Genomic DNA, 482 nt, shown 5'->3' on the forward strand with positions numbered 1-482 from the left:
CATTAAAAATGGGGGGATTACCCCTCAACCAGCCGCTTCTGATCAAGAACTTATCGCGTGCATAACTCACATGAAAAAATCAGCCAATTCACGATATAAAACAGGGCTACGAGGATTGAATCCATTCGCCGGGCATTTTCACACCGGTTGTTCGCGCGATGCGCCGATATATGAACAATGAGTGAACTGCCTGCGCGTTATAATTTTGAATTTAGGAGTTTTTCGATGCCCCTTTTGCCTAGGCTCAGGACCCATTGATTTTCGCTTCGCTGCGTGATTCACGGCTCAAAAAATGAGCGGTGAACATGTCTGATCTAATCTGGTTATCCGACGCGCAGATGGCGCGCCTTGAGCCCTACTTTCCCAAATCCCACGGCAAGCCACGTGCCGATGACAAGCGCGTTCTTGGCGGGATTATCTTCATCAATCGCAACGGCTTACGGTGGCGCGACGCGCCGAAGGAATACGGCCCACACAAAACG

At 50.2% G+C, this 482-nt stretch carries 2 protein-coding genes; both read left to right on the forward strand.

The genetic code is table 11. The features are described 5' to 3' along the window. Nucleotides 1–181, forward strand: a 181-nt coding sequence (locus FGE21_RS20235) for a hypothetical protein (RefSeq protein ID WP_218062810.1), incomplete at its 5' end; no start/stop codon positions are given. A 124-nt stretch (nt 182–305) separates the two neighbouring features. Next, nucleotides 306–482, forward strand: a 177-nt coding sequence (locus FGE21_RS19875; RefSeq protein ID WP_139665127.1) for a transposase, incomplete at its 3' end; no start/stop codon positions are given.

Source organism: Phaeobacter sp. B1627 (genome assembly GCF_006265095.1).
GTDB lineage: Bacteria > Pseudomonadota > Alphaproteobacteria > Rhodobacterales > Rhodobacteraceae > Epibacterium.